Consider the following 15,077-nt stretch of genomic DNA (forward strand, 5'->3'; position numbering starts at 1 on the left):
GGCAGATCTGCCAGGCTCGCACCCGCCCACCCGGGGAACCGCGCCACAGCTTCTGGGCTGTTCGTGCAACAATGTCGGCATGACCCCAGGCACCCATGCCCCTGACGATGACGGCAGCACCCGGATCGACAGCTTCCCGGCCACAGGCAGCCCTGCCGGATCGTCCCTCGACGCCGAACGCGAACTCGCCGGCCTGACGCCGGCGCGCGCCGGTGAGGCTGAGAGCGTCGCCACCCCGTACTGGGAATTCGACCGCGCCTCTTGGTCGCTGCTGGCCGAGAACTCCGAACTGCCGCTCTCAGCCGCCGATGTCAACCGGCTGCGCGGCCTCGGCGACACCATCGACCTGGCCGAGGTCGAGACGATCTACCTGCCGCTCTCACGCCTGCTCAACCTCTACGTCGCCGCCCGCGGCCAGAAGCACCAGCTCACCCGCGAGTTCCTCGCCCCGCTGCGCGACACCGGCAAGGATCCCGCACCCAAGCGCACCCCGTTCGTGATCGGCGTCGCCGGCTCGGTCGCCGTCGGCAAGTCGACGACTGCTCGCGTGCTGCGTGAGCTCCTCGCCCGCTGGCCCTCGACCCCGCGCGTCGAGCTCATCACCACCGACGGATTCCTCTTCCCCAACGCCGAACTCGAACGCCGCGGACTCTCCGGCCGCAAAGGCTTCCCCGAGTCCTACGACCGGCGCGCCCTGCTGCGGTTCCTCTCGGCAGTCAAGTCAGGCGCTCCCGAGGTGCGGGCCCCGATCTACTCGCACCACACCTACGACATCGTCCCCGGAGCACAGGTCACCGTCCGCTCCCCCGACGTGCTCATCGTCGAGGGACTCAACGTCCTGCAGCCTCCGCGCCCGCGCTTCGACGGCCGGGTCGGCATGTCCGTCAGCGACTACTTCGACTTCTCGGTCTTCGTCGACGCCAACACCGCAGATGTGCGCGACTGGTACATCCACCGGTTCATGAAGCTCAAGGCCGGCGCCTTCCGCGACCCCGACTCCTACTTCCACCGGTACTCCACGCTCGGCGACGAGGAGGCTCGCTCGCTGGCCGGCGAGATCTGGGACTCGATCAACGCCCCGAACCTCGCTGAGAACGTCCTCCCCTCCCGAGGCCGTGCGGACCTTGTCATGCGCAAGGACAGTGACCACTCGATCCGCCACATCCGGATGCGCAAGCTCTGAGCCTAAGAGCGCACGGTCTGAGCTGAGCAGCCCCGCAGGCACGCTCGAAGGCACCGGCCGGCCCAACCGGTCCTGTCCGCCCGCCGGCCCAGCCGGTCCTGCGGCCTCCGTTCGCAGCGAGCAGAAGCCCCGCCGGGAACAAGTGAGCGCCTGCCCGCAGTTGCACCCACTGGGCGCGCCTCCCCGGCACCCTGCCGTCACCAGCGCAGCCACCCTGGCCGGCCCGCACCCTTGAGGAGACTCCATGACGACCCCTTCACCCCTGGCGCTCATGCACCGCACCATGGCATCGCAGCGCCTGCACGGCCAGGGCTCACGCTCCAGCGGGCTCTCCGCCGACATCCTCAAGCGGATCTGGCGCTTCGCCGCCGGCCACCGCCACCTGCTCATCGGCTTCATCGTCCTGTCCGTCGTCATCTCCGCCATCGGCGTCATCACCCCGGTGCTCGCCGGCCGCGTCGTCAACGCCATCACCGGCACCCAGGACATCTCCGCGATCATCACGATCGCCCTCATCATGGCCGGCCTGGCACTGGCCGACGCGGCACTCGGCCTGGTCAGCCGCTACCTGTCCGCCCGCGCCGGTGAAGGTCTCATCTACGATCTGCGCACCGCCGTGTTCGACCACGTGCAGACGATGCCGATCGCATTCTTGAACCGCACCCGCACCGGCGCTCTCGTCTCCCGTCTCAACACCGACGTCATCGGCGCCCAGCGCGCGTTCTCCAACACGCTCTCAGGCATCGTGTCGAACTTCGTCTCGGTGCTGCTGACCGTCGCCGTCATGGTGACCGTCTCCTGGCAGGTCACGCTGCTGTCGATTCTGCTGCTGCCGATCTTCTTCATCCCCGCTCGCATGTTCGCCGGTCGGCTTGCCGCCCTGCAGCACGAGGCCGCCGACTACAACGCGGCCATGTCCACCCGCATGACCGAGCGCTTCGCCGCCGGCGGCGCGACCCTCGTCAAGCTCTTCGGCAGCCCCGCCCGCGAATCCGAGCAGTTCGCCGCTCGGGCAGCGCGCGTGCGCAACATCGGCGTCAAGACCGCGATGCTGCAGACGAGCTTCGTCACAGCCCTCACCCTCGTCTCCGCGCTCGCACTCGCCCTCGTCTACGGCCTCGGCGGCGTCCAGGCCGTGCTCGGCACCCTCAACGCCGGCGCCGTCGTGACACTCGCGATGCTGCTCACCCGCCTCTACGGCCCGCTCACCATGCTCGCCAACGCCCGCTTGGACATCATGAGCGCCGTCGTGAGCTTCGAGCGCGTCTTCGAAGTCCTCGACCTCAAGCCGATGATCGCCGAAACCGCGCACCCCCGCCCGCTGCCGGCCGGGTCCCTGCCCGTGGAGTTCGACAACGTCTCGTTCACGTATCCCTCCGCCGCCGAGGTGTCCCTTGCCAGCCTCGAAGAGGTCGCGATCCTCGATGAGCGCACCGACCACGAGGTGCTGCATGACCTCAGCTTCGAGATCTCACCCGGGCAGACGGTCGCCCTCGTCGGCAGCTCGGGGGCGGGCAAGTCGACGATCGCCTCGCTCGTGCCCCGCCTCTACGATGCCACCGAAGGCAGTGTGCGCATCGGCGGTGTCGACGTCCGTGACCTCAGCTTCGACGACCTCAAATCCGCTGTCGGCATGGTCACCCAGGACGGACACCTGTTCCATGAGTCGATCCGCGACAACCTCCTCATCGTCAAGCCGGAGGCGACTGAGGAGGAGCTGCGCTCGGCGATCTCCCGGGCCCGGCTCGATGACGTGCTCGCCGAACTGCCCGACGGGCTCGACACGATCATCGGCGAGCGCGGCTACCGGCTCTCCGGCGGCGAGCGCCAGCGGCTGACGATCGCCCGGCTGCTGCTGGCCGCCCCACCGGTCGTGCTGCTCGACGAGGCGACCTCCGCGCTCGACTCCACCTCAGAAGCTCACGTGCAGCATGCGCTGTCGGAGGCGATGAGCGGACGCACCGCGCTCGTCATTGCTCACCGGCTGTCCACCGTGCGCGGGGCCGATGCGATCCTCGTCGTCGAAGACGGCCGGATCGTCGAACGCGGCACGCACAGCCAGCTGCTGGCTGCAGGCGGCCGCTACGCCGAGCTGTACCGCACCCAGTTCGCCAACCAGGAATGAGATATGAGCGCCGAGACTGCCGACACAGGCACCGAGGAGCCCTCGCCGACCCCAGACCCGGCCACGTTCGCAGAGCTGACCGAGGCGACGGGTGCCGAGTTCCCGCTGCACACGCCGCGACTGAGCCTGAGCCTGCTGGTGCCATCCGACGCTGAGGGTCTGTGGTCCTACTGGCAGCTGCCGGAGACCTCGGGGTGGACGTCGTCACGACCGGCCAATGCCGATGAGCTCATGACCGAGCGGCTGGCTGTCGGCAACACGCTCGTCGTGCGTCGCAGAGACGATGAGAGCAGCGACCCCGAGACGGCCCCGATCCTCGGCGAGGTGCTGGTGAAGATGCAGGATGCCTGGTCACATCCGGAGGTCGCCCACCTGGCTCGCGGCACGCAGGCTGAGATCGGCTGCGCTTTCCACCCCGGCGCCACCGGGCACGGCTTCGCCGGCGAGGCGGTCGCTGCTGTCCTCGACCTCATCGTCGATCTCGGGATCCGGCGCATCGAAGCGTGCTGCATGGCCGACAACACCGCCTCCTGGAGGCTGCTCGACCGGCTGGGCCTGCGCCGCGAAGGCACCTACATCGCGGAGAGTCTGCACCGCGACCGCGGCTGGGTCGACGCCTACTCGTATGCGATCCTCGCCTCGGAGTGGGTGCAGCAGCGCCGCAGCTGATCAGCGCACGTCCGGCTGGCGCGGGCCTAAGGGCAACCGGGCGATGATCGCAAACAGGACGCTGGCGGGGATGCAGATGAGCAGCAGTGAGATGAACACGTACAGCGCCGAGGGCATCCACACAACGCTGACCATGTAGACGATGGCGGGGAAGGCCAGCGCCAGGAACAGCGCGGTGATGAGCGTGCCCTTGAGACCGGCGGTCGGCTTCTTCCAGCGCACGGCGCCGATCGCGAAGTTCGCCAGCGCCGCGACCATGCCCAGCAGCAGGAACGAGCTCATCAGCTCGCCGAAGATCCACGCGAGTCCACCGGCAGGTCGGCTCGCCTGCACCGCAGCCGAGGCGCCGGTCACCAACAGCGTGATGAGGGCTGTCGAGCCGGCGGCGACGACGCCGGCACGCACCGGCCGGCTCTCGACAGTGAGGAAGGGCGTACGGCGGGAGGGGCTGGGAACGCGGGCGTGAGAGCTTCGTTCGGGCTGGTCTGCAGAGCCGGAATCAGGAGGTGTGGGTGCCATATCTCTACGGTATAACGCTCGCGCGCTCTCCCGAGTCCGGGCATCACCGCGGAGCTGGACCACGCTGAAGCTCCCCGCCGCCGAAAGGGCTTTCACCAACTCGAACATACTGTAAAATTGTTATAGTTAGAGCATGACTCCTGCAGACGTTGACCACGCGATCTCGCTAGACGCAGATGAAGCCGTCACCAAACTCGCTGCGCTGCCCGAGAATCAGTGGTTTGAACGCAAGTCCGGCGCGATCAAAGCGAAAGATCTCGCTGTCCCTCTGATCGCGATGGCAAATGCAGAAGGAGGGGTCGTCGTCGTAGGAATTTCAAATGGCTTAGTCACACCAGTTTCTGACAGAAACGACAACGAGCTCAGACAGACAGCCGCAGACTTCACACAACCGCCGGTGCGAACCAATGTGCGCGAACTCAGCACAACGGAGGGGCGGGTCCTGATCTTTAGGGTGGGCCCCAGCGACTATGTGCATGAGTCACAATCAGGTGATTGCTATCAGCGTATCGGCGACGAGTCGCGACGATTGAGCTTTGCGCAACGCCAAGAACTTGAGTGGGATCGTGGCTTCGCCAGCTTTGATGGCACTCGGGCACCTGAAGCTGATATCTCAGACCTCGACTCCGACCACCTTAGGGACTTTCAAGAGCTGCTTGGGTCGTCCTCTCCCGAACGGGCTCTGCGCGCTCGTGAGTTGCTCACCAAAGACGACCACATCTCGGTAGCCGCGTACTTGCTCTTTGCACGCCGACCACAAACCATCTATCCGAGCGCCCACGTCAGAGTATTGAAGTACTTGCAGAACGAAAGAGGCGCTGGACGTACACACGCCGTTGAATCCGGAAGTGACGTCAGGTGCGAAGGCTCACTGCCATCACAGATCAGCGAGGCTGCCGATGCAATTGCCCAAATGATCCCGCACCGCCGCGCCCTCGGCGATTCTGGACGATTCGAGAGCCTCCCAATCATCCCTGGAGACGCATGGTTGGAAGGCCTCGTCAATGCCGTGGTCCATCGCTCCTATAGCATCAGCGGCGACCATGTCAGAGTGGAGATTTTCCCCAATCGAATCGAAATCACAAGCCCGGGCAGGTTCCCCGGCATGGCCGACATCATCTCGCCCGAATCGATCAGCCGCAATGCGCGCAATCCACGCATTGCCAGAGTCTGCGCAGATCTCGGAATCACACAAGAGCTAGGAGAGGGCATCCGCCGAATTTTCGCGGAGATGCGACGCACCGGGCTGTCCGAACCGATGTACGTTCAGTCATCCCAATCAGTCCGCCTGACGCTCTTGGCACGCAGTTCACTTCCCAGCTCCATTGAAGGAGCACTGGGGCCTACGGGAATGAAGATCTTCAAAGCAATGCGGCAGGCTCAACGCCCATTGGGCACGGGCCAGATTGCCGAACTGGTAGGGATGACCCGTCCCACCGTGTTGCGACATCTCACTCGAATGCGCGACGCCGAGATCGTCACCTGGCACGGCGAGCAGCCAAAAGACCCGCGTGCGACATGGCGGCTGAACTAGGCCGAGCTATAACACCTCAGCGTTAGAGTACTTTAGTGCTTGTCTACCGGATCCCGGCGGCAGCTCGCTGACCAGGCAGAATACCCGTATCACAGCACTTTTCGCGGCTAGAACAATTTTACAGCTGCTTCAACTTGTCCCACCTGCACACCTCGTTCCGGCCCTGCCGTCTCACCTGTAACGATCACCTCTCATCCCCCACCGTTCGCTCAGCTTCCATGCAGACTCATCCCAGTTGTGCCCATAATGGAAGGAACTGGAGCACCATCGATGGCGATGAAGAGATGACGACTATGACGAGAATCCCTGCACGTGCACCACGCCTGCATCCCCTGGCCAAGGCCGCCGCCTCTGCAGCGATCGCGATCCTCGCTGTCATCAGCGGCTGCTCGCGCCAGAGCGTCGACCTCGGAACCGCCGACACCGACGATGTCATCGTCGCCTCGATCTCCGGTGAGCCCGATCAGCTCGACCCGCATTCGACCACCTCCTACTTCGCCTTCGAAGTGCTCGAGAACGTCTACGACACCCTCGTCGAACCCGATGAGGAGTTCAATATGCAGCCGGCGCTGGCCGAATCGTGGGAGGTCAGCGACGACGAGCTGACCTGGACCTTCCACCTGCGCGAGGACGTCACCTTCCATGACGGCTCCGCGTTCACCGCCGATGACGTCGTCTACTCCTACCGCCGCATCATCGACAATGAGCTGGCCAACGCGTGGAAGCTCACGATGCTCGAAGACATCCGCGCCGTCGACGACCACACCGTCGAGATCGACGTCAACGCGCCCAGCCCCACCCTGCTCTCAGCGCTCGGCGGGTTCAAGGGCGTCGCGATCGTGCAGGAGGACAACGCCGAATCCGGCGACATCGCCACCCAGCCGATCGGCACCGGCCCCTTCGCCGTCGAATCCGCCCGGCCCGGCGACTCCGTGACCCTGAAATCCAACCCCGACTACTGGGACGGCGCGCCCGAGGTCGCCGGCGTGCAGTTCCGCTACATCACCGAGCACAATACCGCGGTGGCCGCGCTGCGCTCCGGCGAGATCGACTGGACCGACTCGATCCCGCCCCAGCAGTTCGGCACCCTCGACAGGGACCAGTCGCTGCACATCGAATCGGTCATCTCCAACGACTACTGGTATGTGGCGATGAACCAGGCGAAGGAGCCCTATGACGACCCGCAGGTCCGGCAGGCCATCGCCTACGCCGTCGACCGCGAGTCGATCGCCCAGGCCACCGGCTTCGGCACCTCGGAGGTCAACGAGACCGCGATCCCGCACTCCAGCCCCTGGGCCTTCGACTATGCCCCCTTCGACTACGACCCAGGCAAGGCCGAACAGCTGCTCGGCGAGGCCGGCGTGTCCGACCTGTCGATGGAGCTCATGGTCACCAACGAGTACCCCGAGACCGTCACCGCCGCCCAGGTCGTGGCCGACAACCTCTCCGACGTCGGCATCACGGTTTCGATCACGACGCTTGACTTCGGCTCGTGGCTCGACCGGCAGGCCCAAGGCGACTTCGATGCGCTCATGCTCGGCTGGCTGGGCAACATCGACCCCGATGACTACTACTACGCCCAGCACCACTCGGAGGGCCCGTCGAACAGCCAGGGTTATTCGAACCCGGAGGTCGACGAGCTCCTCGACGCCGGCCGCGTCGAGATGGACGAGGACAAGCGCAAGGAGCTCTACGACGAGGCCGCCAAGCACATCGTCGACGACATCTCCTATCTGTACCTGTACAACCCGGCGGTCATCCAGGCCCACACCTCCCGCCTGGAGGGCTACACCATCCGCTCCGACCGGGCCGTGCGGTTCCGCGACGCGAAGCTGACAGAGGACTGATAGGCATGAGCGATCCGAACACCCATGGCAGCAGTACCGCTCCCGAGGCGGAGGACCGGTCTGCAGACACCACGCGTTCTGCAGACGCGAACCAGTCCAGCCAGACCGAGCAGACGCAACAGGCGGGGTTCTTCACCCGGCATCCGCTGCTCACCTTCATTCTGCGGCGCATCCTGCTGGCCTTCGTCACCCTGCTCGGCGTCATCGTCGTCGTCTTCTTCCTCATCCAGCTCGTCCCCGGCGACCCGGTGCGCATCGCCCTCGGCACCCGCTACACCGATGAGGCCTATCAGGCGCTGCAGCAGGCATCGGGGCTCGACAAGCCCCTCATCGTCCAGTTCTTCTCCTATATCGCCGGCGCACTCACCGGCGACCTGGGCGTCAGCTTCCGCAACGGCGAACCGGTCATGCTGCTGCTCCTCGAACGCCTCCCGGCGACCATCTCGCTGGCGGTGTGCGGCATCCTCGTCGCCCTGCTCATCGCGATTCCGCTCGGCACCATCGCCGGACTGCGCGAAGGCGGCGCCGTCGATTCGGTTGTGCGCGTCATCAGCCAGTTCGGCGTCTCCATCCCGGACTTCTGGATGGGTATGATGCTCATCAGCGTCTTCGCCCTTGGCTTCGGCTGGCCCTCCTCGGGCTACACCCCGCTGACCGAGGACCCGCTCGGCTGGGCGCAGCACATGGTGCTGCCGGCGATCACCGCCGGAGTCGTCTCCGCAGCGATCCTCACGCGGTTCATCCGCACTGCCGTCATCGACGTCTCGCATGCGACCTTCGTGCGGACGGCCACCTCGAAGGGCCTGACGTACTGGGCGGTGCTGACCAAGCACATCGGCCGCAACGCCCTCATCCCCGTGCTGACGATCTCCGGCATCCAGCTGGCGACGCTGCTCGGCGGCGTCATCGTCGTCGAAGTCGTCTTCGCCTATCCCGGCCTGGGCCGCCTCATCTACGACGCCGTCGCCGCCCGCGACTATCCGCTGCTGCAGGGCGCGATCCTGCTCATCGCCTTCATCTTCCTCACCATCAACCTGCTCGTCGACGTGCTCTACGCCATCATCGACCCGAGGATCCGGATCTCATGAGTGCCCAGAAGCCGACCCAGCAGACCCCAGACACTGGCAGCACCGCCACCGGTGCAGCCAGCAGCCAGGCGAACACCCGCGCCTCGACGCTGTCGCTGCTCATGACGAACCCGACGGCCGTCTTCGGCCTCATCGTGCTCGCCGTCATCGTCATCCTCGCCCTCTTCGGCAGGTGGATCGCCCCCTACGGCGCCAACGACATCGACGTCCCCAGCGCCCTGCAGGCACCCAGCGGTGCGCACTGGTTCGGCACCGACGAACTCGGCCGCGACGTCCTCTCCCGCGTCATCATCGCCGCAGCCACCTCGCTCAAGATCGCACTCATCTCCGTCGGCATTGCGCTTGTCGTCGGCGTCGGCGTCGGTGTGCTGTCGGGCTACCTCGGCGGGGTCATCGACTCGATCCTCATGCGCATCGTCGACGTCGCCTTCTCCTTCCCCGTCCTGCTGCTGGCCCTCGCGATCGTCGCGATCCTCGGCCAGGGCATCGGCTCGGCGATGATCGCCATCGGCATCGTCTACATCCCGATCTTCGCCCGCGTCGCCCGCGCCTCGACCCTGTCGGTCCGCCAGGAGCCCTACGTCCAGGCCGCCCGCACCATGGGCGTCTCGTCCGGCCGCATCGTCTTCAGCCACGTGCTGCCGAACATCTCCGGACCGGTCATCGTCCAGACCTCGCTGTCACTGGCGTTCGCGATCCTCACCGAAGCAGCCCTGTCGTTCCTCGGCCTCGGCGTCCAGCCGCCCGAACCCTCCTGGGGCAAGATGCTCTTCGACGCGCAGGGCTTCATGGCCGACGCCTGGTGGATGGCCGTCTTCCCCGGCCTTGCGATCTTCGTCGTCGTGCTCGCCTTCAACCTCCTCGGCGACGGCCTGCGCGACGTCCTCGACCCCCGCCAGCGCACCATCATGCAGAACCGGAGGAAGAAGTGAGCCACACCCCTGATCAGGCTCCCGCTCCCGAGGCGGTGGGCACCAGCCATGAGTCCGCACCCGAGGCGCCGGTCCTGGAGGTCTCGGACCTCACCGTCGGCGTCGGCCGCAACGACATCGTCCACGGCGTCGACTTCGCCGTGGCCAAGGGCCGGACGCTCGGCATCGTCGGCGAATCCGGTTCCGGCAAGTCGCTGTCGGTGCTCTCGGCCACCGGCCTGTTCGAGGCCCCCGGCGGCTACGTGCACGGCTCCTCAACACTCGACGGCGAGCAGATCGTCGGAGCACCTGCCGGGCTGCTGCGCAGCATCCACGGCCGCCGCATCGGGTTCGTCTTCCAGGACCCGTCGACGAGCCTCAACCCGCTCATGACCTTGGAGGCGCAGCTGGCCGAGGGCCCGATGAAGCACCTCGGCATCTCAGCTGCCGAGGCCCGCGAACGGTCGCTGACGCTGCTGACCGAACTCGGGCTGCCCGATCCCGAGCTGCGGCTGGGCTACTATCCGCATCAGCTCTCCGGCGGGCAGAAGCAGCGCGTCATGATCGCTGTGGCTCTCGCGTGTGAGCCCGACGTGCTCATCGCCGATGAGCCGACCACCGCCCTCGACGTCACCACGCAGGCCGGGATCATCGACCTCGTCGCCAGCCTCCAGCGCTCCAGGGACATGGCCGTCATCTGGATCAGCCACGACCTCGGGGTCATCGGGCAGATCGCCGATGACATCGTCGTCATGCGCGCAGGCGAGATCGTCGAACGCGGCAGCGTCGCCGACATCTTCGAACGTCCGCAGCACGAGTACACGAAGACGCTGCTGGCTGTCCGCCCGCTGCTGCGCACCCAGCAGGACGATGATGCTGAAGACGCGTACGCCGACCGGGAGGAGCAGGGCGACCCGCTGCTGCGGATCGAAGACCTGACGGTGGACTTCGAGGTCTCCTCCCCCACCGGCAAGCGCACCATCACCGCTGTCAAGAATGCCAGCCTCGATGTCTACCGCGGCCGCACGCTCGGCATCGTCGGCGAATCGGGTTCGGGCAAGTCGACGATCGCCAATGTGCTCACCGGTGTCGTCGAAGCAGCCTCGGGTGATGCGCGGATGAGCGGGGATCCGGTGCTCGGGCTCACGGGTGCCGATCTCAAGACGATGCGCCGGCGCATCGCAATGGTCTTCCAGGACCCGTTCGCGGCCCTCGACCCGCGGATGACGGTGCAGCGTTCGATCGCCGAACCGCTCATGGCGCACAATCTCGTACCGCGGCGGCAGCGCCGGCAGCGCTGCGCGCAGCTGCTCGAGCAGGTCGGTCTCGATGCGTCGTTCATCGAGCGCTATCCGCATGAGCTCTCCGGCGGGCAGCGGCAGCGTGTGTGCATCGCCCGCGCCCTGGCCGTCGACCCCGAGCTGCTCATCCTCGATGAGTCGACCGCCTCGCTCGACGTCTCGATCCAGGCGCAGGTCCTCGATCTGCTCGCCGAGCTGCAGGACGAGCACGGCTTCGGCTACATCTTCATCGGCCACGACCTCGCTGTCGTCGAGCAGGTCAGCGACACCGTCGCGGTGATGAAGGACGGCGAGGTCGTCGAATACGGCACCGCCGAGCAGATCCTGCGCGACCCGCAGACCGACTACACCCAGCAGCTCATCGACGCCGTCCCACCGGCAGAGCCGGTGCGCGCCTGACAGGACGGGTGCGCGCCGCCCGGCCGAGGAACCGCCTGCGATACCGCCTCCATACGGTCGCGCTCGTGCCCCTGCCGCAGAGCGGTGACTCTCGCGACGTGCAGCCGGTTCGTCACTGTCGCAGGGCCGCAGCCGGCTGGATCCGGCCCGCCCGCCACGCGGGGATGAGGCCGGCGAGCACCGAGACTCCGATCGCGGCGAGCGGGACGGCGATGAGGTGCGTCGGCGAGACCACCGGAACCCAGTTCTGCACGGCGCAGACGATGAGCACGCATGCTGTGCCCACCACGGTGCCGAGAACACCGGCGAGCACGCCGATGAAGGCGCATTCGAACAGGATCTGCTCGAGCAGGTCGCGCGGTCGGCCGCCGATTGCACGTCGCAGACCGAGCTCCCCTGTCCGCGAGGACACCCCGATGGTGCCGGTGATCGCAATCGATGCCGCTCCGATGACCGAAGCAAGCACGGCCACTCCGATCCCGAGGTTGACGAGGAGGGAGTCGACGCTGCGCCGGTTGGCCTCGCTCTCGGTCGGCGGAGTGACCCGCAGTGCGTCTGGCTGCGCCGGAAAGACAGCGGTCGGCAGCGCACGAGCGACGTTCCCGGCAGCACCGGGAGCAACGGTGACGAGCAGGGACTCACCGTCCCCCGGGGGCCCGAACCGATCGATGGCTGTCTGCGTCGGCACGATGACCGCTCCCCCGAGCTGCGGCAGGCGAGGGGATTCCTCGATGATCCCGGCGACGAGGAACGGGTGCCCGCTCACGAAGATGTATCGCGGCTCTCCGCTGTGGGCGGCGCTGCTCATGCCGAGTGTCTCAGCGGCGGCCTTGCCGAGGTAGGCGATATCGGCGTGTGCGAGACCGGCGTCGTACGGGCGGCCGCGGATCGTCGCTTCGGCGGCTTCGAACAGTCCCGGACCTGCGATCATCACCGGCGGCGCGGTGGCTGCTGCGGAATCCGGCAGGTTCGAGGTGCTCACCAGCAGCTGCTGTCCATAGCTGTCAGAGAACGAACCGACCTCTTCAACTCCTGACAGCTGCCGGACCCGTTCGACGGCCTCAGTAGGGAAAGCGACTCCGGAGAGCGGCAGACGTCCGGCGTCTGAGTCGACGGCATGCGGAGCGTCCGGGTCGATGGCATTGATCTGTGCGATGATCTCGGTCGCCTTCCGGACGTCGAAATCCGCTGCGACCTGGAAGCGCACCGTCGTCGTAAGACTGAGCACGGAGATGACGGCAGTCACCGAGATGAGCAGCCCGAGGCTGCTGAGCACCGACCTGAACGGTGTTGAGGCGACCGTCTTGAAGGCCTCGGCCAGGAGCAGCCGGTCAGTCCGTCGCAGCATTGCTTACCGTCCCGTCGAAGACGGTGACCGCCCGGTCCATCTGGGCTGCGACATCCTCATCGTGGGTGACGATGATCTGCGCCCCATCCGGCTGGTGCAGCGATGCCAACAGCTCGAGGATGCGTTCGGAGTTGCGGGAATCGAGGTTGCCGGTCGGTTCATCTGCCATGAGGACGCGCGGTGAGTGGACGACGGCGCGTGCGATTGCAGCCCGCTGCCGCTCTCCGCCTGAGAGCAGCCGTGCCTGCGTGCGGATGCGGTGAGCCAATCCCACGGTCTCCAGGGCATCTGCGGCTCGATCATCCCATTCGTCGGTGGGGATGGGACTGAAGAACATCCCGAGTCTGACGTTGTCGAGCACGCTGCGCCGGTCGAGGAGATGGAATGCCTGGAAGATGAAGCCGAACCACGTGCTGCGCAGGTGCGCGCGTTCCTTCTCCGAGGCTGCCGCGGTGCGGCGGCCGGCGATGCGGTACTCACCAGCTGTGGGTGTGTCGAGGAGGCCGAGGATGTTGAGCAGACTCGACTTGCCGGCTCCAGATGGCCCGATGAGGGCGATACGCTCACCGTGGGCCACCGCAAGGTTGACATCGCTGAGAGCATGCACTGGGATCGGCCCCGGATAGGTCAGCGACACATTCTCGGCATGCAGCAGTGCCGGGCGGACTGCGCAGGCACTGCCGTTCTCGCTGAGATGAGCATCGCGCTCGTCGCTAGGATGGGCACCGGGCGCGTCGCTGAGATGGCTACCGTGCGCGTCGATCGGATGGGCATCGCTCTCGTCGCTCGGATGGGCACCGGGCGCGTCCTGGCGAAACACTGCTGCACGAGCGCGGGCGAGCATTCCAGCCCAATCGCTGCGGCCGGTGCTGTTCGGCCTCGCGACGTCGTCAGCGTCGAACGTCGGCTGGCGATCGTCATTGCAGGACAATCGTGTCTCCCTCTTTCACCTCGCCTGATGTGATCTCAGCCCAGCCGCCGATTGTGCGCCCGACGGTGATGTCTGTGCGTTTGTGCTTCTCGTCTGCTTGCACAAGAAGATACGAGGCACCGCCGGGTTCTGACCGGACGGCCGTGACGGGAACAGCGAGCACCTCCTTTCCGGAGGTCTCGACCTCGATGGCGACCGAGACGTCCTCACCGGCCTTGAGTTCATCGGTGTTCGCTGGGCTGAGGACGATGCGTCGCGAGCCCTCCTGCTCGGAGTCCTCGATACGGTCCACCGTGCAATCGACCGCAGACTGCGCTTCAGGCAGCGTGATCGTGCAGGCCATGCCCTTCTCAACCATGGCGGCAGTGGACTCCGGCACTTCTGCAGCAACCCGCACCCCCGAGGAGGACAGCGTGAGGATTGCGGCGTTGTCGTCGAGCACCGCCCCCACCCGCGCGGAGATCTCGCCGACCTGCGCGGGCAGCCCCTGATGAAATGAGAACAATCCGGCCGGGATCGTCATCGTCTGAGCGTCGGAATCCCGCGTCTGTGGGTTCTTCCCGTCGGCGGCACCTGCAGCAGGCGAAGCTGATTCCTGCGCTTCATCACTGCTGTCGCCTGCATCATCGCCGGAGCTGGTCTCTGCAGCGGAGTAGAGCACAGAGGGGTCGAGCTTGCGGTTGGTGAACAGCTTCGCCACCGCTCGCGCGGTGCCGGGTCCGAAAGTCCCCTTCCGATCCGAGTTCGAGAATCCGAGTTCGCGCAGGGCAGCCTGCAGCTGACGGACGTCAGGGCCGGAGTCGCCCGCGCTCAGCCCTCGGTACATCGGGAACTTCCCCGGCATCGCAATGATGGGATAACCGCTCACCTCAGCAAGCACCGTGCCGGCGGACACCGTTGCATCCTGACCGACAGCGATATCAGTCACGACAAGCTTGCCGCCATCGGGAAGCGAGGGGGCCTGCACGGGTTCACCGCCACCGGATTCGGTCTTGCCCGGCAGCGTCGTCTGCACAGAGAGCACGCGCTTCTCCACCTGCGCGGTGCTCGTCGGACTCGGAGGCGGTTCGGCGTCGGCGACCCGCTGCGCGGGGGACTGCGTTGAGCGCAGCAGAATGAACCCGGCAATGAGTGCGCCGATGAGTGCGATCGCGATCCCGATTCCGATGATCACCGTGCGGTGTCGGTCACCGGCAACGGCGACAAGCTTCATCCGATTCAC

12 protein-coding genes are annotated in these 15,077 nt (G+C 66.3%); 8 read left to right on the top strand and 4 right to left on the bottom strand.

The window, feature by feature from the left end; translation table 11 throughout:
- Positions 1-79: 79 nt before the first annotated feature.
- From coaA to ACFFN1_RS05555, 3 genes are all read left to right on the top strand, one after another.
- Positions 80-1,183 carry a type I pantothenate kinase gene (gene coaA / locus ACFFN1_RS05545; RefSeq protein ID WP_376839397.1) on the top strand — a complete coding sequence of 368 codons (1,104 nt, stop codon included), beginning with the start codon at positions 80-82 and terminating at the stop codon, positions 1,181-1,183.
- 244 nt (positions 1,184-1,427) lie between these two features.
- Positions 1,428-3,308 carry an ABC transporter ATP-binding protein gene (locus tag ACFFN1_RS05550; protein WP_376839399.1) on the top strand — a complete coding sequence of 627 codons (1,881 nt, stop codon included), beginning with the start codon at positions 1,428-1,430 and terminating at the stop codon, positions 3,306-3,308.
- Between the two features lie 3 nt (positions 3,309-3,311).
- Positions 3,312-3,977, top strand: coding sequence for a GNAT family N-acetyltransferase (locus ACFFN1_RS05555; protein WP_376839401.1), 666 nt, complete (start codon positions 3,312-3,314; stop codon positions 3,975-3,977).
- Here ACFFN1_RS05555 and ACFFN1_RS05560 read toward each other — a convergent pair whose 3' ends face one another.
- Positions 3,978-4,496, bottom strand: a complete 519-nt coding sequence (locus tag ACFFN1_RS05560; protein WP_376839403.1) for a hypothetical protein — start codon at positions 4,494-4,496, stop codon at positions 3,978-3,980.
- Positions 4,497-4,629: 133 nt separating this feature from the next.
- On the opposite strand from ACFFN1_RS05560, the gene ACFFN1_RS05565 reads away from it, so the two are divergent.
- The 5 genes from ACFFN1_RS05565 to ACFFN1_RS05585 all read left to right on the top strand — a co-directional run bounded on the left by ACFFN1_RS05565 (position 4,630) and on the right by ACFFN1_RS05585 (position 11,576).
- Positions 4,630-6,030: an ATP-binding protein gene (locus ACFFN1_RS05565; RefSeq protein WP_376839404.1), complete on the top strand. Its 1,401-nt coding sequence runs from the start codon at positions 4,630-4,632 to the stop codon at positions 6,028-6,030.
- A 293-nt stretch (positions 6,031-6,323) separates the two neighbouring features.
- Entirely contained in the window at positions 6,324-7,877 is a 1,554-nt protein-coding gene (locus ACFFN1_RS05570; protein ID WP_376839406.1) for an ABC transporter substrate-binding protein, read from the top strand.
- Positions 7,878-7,882: 5 nt separating this feature from the next.
- Positions 7,883-8,965, top strand: coding sequence for an ABC transporter permease (locus ACFFN1_RS05575; RefSeq protein ID WP_376839407.1), 1,083 nt, complete (start codon positions 7,883-7,885; stop codon positions 8,963-8,965).
- On the top strand, positions 8,962-9,897 hold the full coding sequence (locus ACFFN1_RS05580) for an ABC transporter permease (RefSeq protein ID WP_376839409.1): 936 nt from the start codon (positions 8,962-8,964) through the stop codon (positions 9,895-9,897). Before ACFFN1_RS05575 ends, ACFFN1_RS05580 begins: the two co-directional genes overlap by 4 nt.
- Positions 9,894-11,576, top strand: coding sequence for a dipeptide ABC transporter ATP-binding protein (locus ACFFN1_RS05585; RefSeq protein ID WP_376839411.1), 1,683 nt, complete (start codon positions 9,894-9,896; stop codon positions 11,574-11,576). Before ACFFN1_RS05580 ends, ACFFN1_RS05585 begins: the two co-directional genes overlap by 4 nt.
- A 112-nt stretch (positions 11,577-11,688) precedes the next feature.
- Here ACFFN1_RS05585 and ACFFN1_RS05590 read toward each other — a convergent pair whose 3' ends face one another.
- Genes ACFFN1_RS05590 through ACFFN1_RS05600 form a run of 3 tightly spaced genes read right to left on the bottom strand, consistent with a single transcriptional unit; the run spans position 11,689 to position 15,068 of the window.
- Complete coding sequence (locus ACFFN1_RS05590; RefSeq protein ID WP_376839412.1) at positions 11,689-12,924, bottom strand: ABC transporter permease; 1,236 nt, start codon at positions 12,922-12,924, stop codon at positions 11,689-11,691.
- Positions 12,908-13,855, bottom strand: a complete 948-nt coding sequence (locus ACFFN1_RS05595; protein ID WP_376839414.1) for an ABC transporter ATP-binding protein — start codon at positions 13,853-13,855, stop codon at positions 12,908-12,910. Before ACFFN1_RS05595 ends, ACFFN1_RS05590 begins: the two co-directional genes overlap by 17 nt.
- Complete coding sequence (locus ACFFN1_RS05600; RefSeq protein ID WP_376839415.1) at positions 13,842-15,068, bottom strand: peptidoglycan-binding protein; 1,227 nt, start codon at positions 15,066-15,068, stop codon at positions 13,842-13,844. Before ACFFN1_RS05600 ends, ACFFN1_RS05595 begins: the two co-directional genes overlap by 14 nt.
- Between the last annotated feature and the right edge of the window lie 9 nt (positions 15,069-15,077).

Origin of the sequence: Brevibacterium otitidis, from assembly GCF_042429315.1 — a bacterium.
Taxonomy (GTDB): domain Bacteria; phylum Actinomycetota; class Actinomycetes; order Actinomycetales; family Brevibacteriaceae; genus Brevibacterium; species Brevibacterium otitidis.

Coding starts and splice junctions, on each gene's coding strand:
- ACFFN1_RS05555 (WP_376839401.1), top strand. CDS start 3,312: ATGAGCGCCGAGACTGCCGACACAGGCACCGAGGAGCCCTCGCCGACC.
- ACFFN1_RS05550 (WP_376839399.1), top strand. CDS start 1,428: ATGACGACCCCTTCACCCCTGGCGCTCATGCACCGCACCATGGCATCG.
- ACFFN1_RS05575 (WP_376839407.1), top strand. CDS start 7,883: ATGAGCGATCCGAACACCCATGGCAGCAGTACCGCTCCCGAGGCGGAG.
- ACFFN1_RS05580 (WP_376839409.1), top strand. CDS start 8,962: ATGAGTGCCCAGAAGCCGACCCAGCAGACCCCAGACACTGGCAGCACC.
- ACFFN1_RS05565 (WP_376839404.1), top strand. CDS start 4,630: ATGACTCCTGCAGACGTTGACCACGCGATCTCGCTAGACGCAGATGAA.
- ACFFN1_RS05570 (WP_376839406.1), top strand. CDS start 6,324: ATGACGAGAATCCCTGCACGTGCACCACGCCTGCATCCCCTGGCCAAG.
- ACFFN1_RS05560 (WP_376839403.1), bottom strand. CDS start 4,496: ATGGCACCCACACCTCCTGATTCCGGCTCTGCAGACCAGCCCGAACGA.
- ACFFN1_RS05600 (WP_376839415.1), bottom strand. CDS start 15,068: ATGAAGCTTGTCGCCGTTGCCGGTGACCGACACCGCACGGTGATCATC.
- coaA (WP_376839397.1), top strand. CDS start 80: ATGACCCCAGGCACCCATGCCCCTGACGATGACGGCAGCACCCGGATC.
- ACFFN1_RS05590 (WP_376839412.1), bottom strand. CDS start 12,924: ATGCTGCGACGGACTGACCGGCTGCTCCTGGCCGAGGCCTTCAAGACG.